The organism is Stenomitos frigidus ULC18, assembly GCF_003003795.1.
Taxonomy (GTDB): domain Bacteria; phylum Cyanobacteriota; class Cyanobacteriia; order Leptolyngbyales; family Leptolyngbyaceae; genus Stenomitos; species Stenomitos frigidus_A.
This window is the reverse complement of record NZ_PVWK01000156.1, coordinates 1-2,671: the sequence shown is the minus strand read 5'-3', so window position 1 is coordinate 2,671 and position 2,671 is coordinate 1. Positions and strand designations below refer to the sequence as shown.

Genomic DNA, 2,671 nt, shown 5'->3' with positions numbered 1-2,671 from the left:
ATCGGCTTCTTCCACCTTAAACACCGATCCAAGGATTCCGGGTTACTGATTCCCGTACAACAACGCTAAACACATGCCCGCTAAGTCAACAAGGGGGCTAGTTTAGAGCCTATTTAATAAGTTATGTAACATTTTTGGCTTGGTGATCCACTTATGCATTCTTGCGGCAAGATGGTCAAAAAGTTATAGAGTCTATATGTCTAATAGCAATAGTGGGATTCACCTTTACAACGTCAAGTCTTACAAGTTAAAGCTCTTTCTGGAGCCAACTACAGGGAAACCTGTTGAATATGAAGGCGAGGCAGCAGCAGAGATCTGGAACGATCTCAAGCATCAGGAAGCTTCCTATGTTGCCTCTGCTGTGCAAACTAGCTATCGCTTATCGCCTGAAGCTTAAAGGGCTGCCCTAGCAGCCTGTCGGAGAAACCTGAGCAACCCCGATGAGGCTATGTAATCGCTTCAAGTTAAAGGCAAGGCAACCCAAAGACCACTCACCTTCAACGTTTTTCAAGCCTCGCAGCGAGAACTGACGAAAGCCAAGCGTCTCCTTGATGACGCCAATGACTGGTTCAACCGTACATTTTCCTAAATTCTGACTGTGACACTTCAAAGGGCGCAATGTGGGTTTGATGCGCTGCTCTCTGGCTTTGAGGTCTTGGAACCAGTCAGCCCCTTTCTCCTTGCTTTCTGAAATCGCCCTTCTTTAAGAGCATAAAAAATGGTCTGCTAGAAGGAAAGCATCAGGCTTTGAGACGGGTGGAAGAAGCCAAACTGCCTCGAAAGTCTTCTTCGCTCGTCATGCCTACCCCCTAGCGGCGTCAATCAACGCTAGGGGGTAGCAGAACTTGCTTGGTTGGTGACCGTATTCCACCCCGCCGTGATTGGCGTTGCGGGTGAACCATCGGCTTTCTGGGGCGTAAAAGCATACTCCAAGGCTCCATAGCTGAGGGTAAGATGATCGATCGGCAGTTGATCGGAGTCGGTGCTGCTCGTACCAAAGGCAGACACTATTACAGACTGTAAGGTGATTTTCAAGAACCCGTTGGCGTTCTTTCCAGGCTGTCGACCCGTGAGCGTTGCCGTTTTGAACACTTGCCCAGCAACTTCAGCCAGAAAGAGTTTGGGACTGGCGCTACTCGTGGACATGGTGAACTGCATCGGTTGCAAAGCCACCTTGCCTGTCGCCGCCCCACTGGTTCCACTGGCGAGGTTGACTGGCGTGGCTTGACTCCAAGACCAGGACTGTACAACGATTGCGCCCTTATGTTGGGCGTCCTGGCTATCGCCCTCAATGCCGTCGATTTGCAGAAAGTAATCCACTTGGCTCATACGATTGTTGCTCCGTTGATAGGGGTTGAGAGTACAAACACGAACCAACAGGCGAATTCCTGTAGAAGGCGTTCTTGGAGCTTTTAGACAAAACAACGTTGATTACTTTGTCTACAACTCGTTTGGCTCTGCTTCGTTGCAGGGTTAGCATCTGGATGCGGCGTAATGGGGTTAAATGAGTAGCCGTACGGAAAATCACCCTAAGGTAGAGTTCGTTGTTGAACAGTCACTCTAGGTAAACGGCTCATTGAGCTCGTGGCCAAGACGCAAAGACCTCATGGCACCGAGTTGGACGGCTTGCGGTAGCTCAAAGCAATAGCGACCCAGCATGTTGATATTGCTATGGCCCAGGGGTGAGAGGCGTGCCATATCTTCAAGACTCACGTCGCTTCCCTGTTGACGGAGGTGGTGAATGGCAGACTCCATGTAGAGGGTGTTCCATAGCACGATCACATTGACAATCAAACCCAGCGCACCCAACTGATCTTCCTGCCCTTCTCGATAACGTTGACGCACTTCGCCGCGTTGGCCATCAAACAGGGGTTGAGTTAAACTCAGCGGAGTGGGTGACTGCTCCGCTGAGTTTAACTCAACCCCAACTATGTAGTTGATAAGACTCGCTGCGAGCGCAGCTCAAACTGCCTGTTAGCCATTTGAAATCTGGGATACACTGATTAAATACACATGGAGACATACAACTCTTTTTCTGGGATCTCAGGAAAGTATACAAGGGAAAATACTATGCTATACTCCCAGCGGGGTGGGAGGAAGCATGGCCTCGCCGTGGACCAACATTAATATAGTTGATTTGGTAAGGTCCCGAATTGGTAACCACCCCAGCAATTTTCTCCCTATATCTTGAAGTACAGTAAGTGTCATGTGGTTATCGCTGTCGATAAGGGCTTGATTCATCCAAGAGTGTGAATGCAGGTATTTCGTTCAGCAGATTCTTTAGTTCAGTGCGCGTGCCAAGCTGTAGAGCATTACCGAGCTCTTTGATGTGATTGTCTTGTTCAGAATTCTCAGATTTGCGCCAGTACCAAGTATGCGTAAAATGCTGGCGAGGCGAGGGCATGGCGATATCCTTAACCCAATTACCGAACTGCCCCTGGATAGGACCGCCGATGATGTCACCGATGCAACCCAGCTTTTCCGTCTTGAAATACAGGTTTGTCCATCTAGTGACAGCGAAGGGAGCTGCGTGATGAAACAACACGAAAGTACGTTTCTTCTGGGTCATGGGCTGCACATAGGACTTATTGTAGGTTAGGACTTACGCATTGACAAAAGTAGCAATATCTGGGGTCAGGTAGCAATCGGTTTGGAGAGGTGTTCCAAAATG

The 2,671-nt window shown here is 49.2% G+C and carries 3 protein-coding genes and 2 pseudogenes; 1 reads left to right on the top strand and 4 read right to left on the bottom strand.

Translation table 11 applies throughout. The features are described from left to right. The first annotated feature begins 196 nt into the window (after positions 1-196). Positions 197-397: a hypothetical protein gene (locus C7B82_RS28805; protein WP_106260545.1), complete on the top strand. Its 201-nt coding sequence runs from the start codon at positions 197-199 to the stop codon at positions 395-397. A gap of 9 nt (positions 398-406) precedes the next feature. Here the strand turns inward: C7B82_RS28805 and C7B82_RS28800 are convergent. The 4 genes and pseudogenes from C7B82_RS28800 to C7B82_RS28785 all read right to left on the bottom strand — a co-directional run. Beyond that, positions 407-589 (bottom strand): annotated as a pseudogene (locus C7B82_RS28800) (transposase); the annotation flags it as partial. A gap of 239 nt (positions 590-828) precedes the next feature. Then, positions 829-1,329: an Hcp family type VI secretion system effector gene (locus C7B82_RS28795; protein ID WP_106260543.1), complete on the bottom strand. Its 501-nt coding sequence runs from the start codon at positions 1,327-1,329 to the stop codon at positions 829-831. Between the two features lie 231 nt (positions 1,330-1,560). After that, positions 1,561-1,884, bottom strand: a pseudogene (locus C7B82_RS28790) (Tn3 family transposase); the annotation flags it as partial. 328 nt (positions 1,885-2,212) lie between these two features. Beyond that, on the bottom strand, positions 2,213-2,569 hold the full coding sequence (locus C7B82_RS28785) for a hypothetical protein (protein WP_106260542.1): 357 nt from the start codon (positions 2,567-2,569) through the stop codon (positions 2,213-2,215). Positions 2,570-2,671 lie beyond the last annotated feature (102 nt).

Excerpts from the sequence above, each read along its gene's own strand:
- C7B82_RS28795 (WP_106260543.1), bottom strand. The coding sequence starts at position 1,329 with ATGAGCCAAGTGGATTACTTTCTGCAAATCGACGGCATTGAGGGCGAT.
- C7B82_RS28785 (WP_106260542.1), bottom strand. The coding sequence starts at position 2,569 with ATGACCCAGAAGAAACGTACTTTCGTGTTGTTTCATCACGCAGCTCCC.
- C7B82_RS28805 (WP_106260545.1), top strand. The coding sequence starts at position 197 with ATGTCTAATAGCAATAGTGGGATTCACCTTTACAACGTCAAGTCTTAC.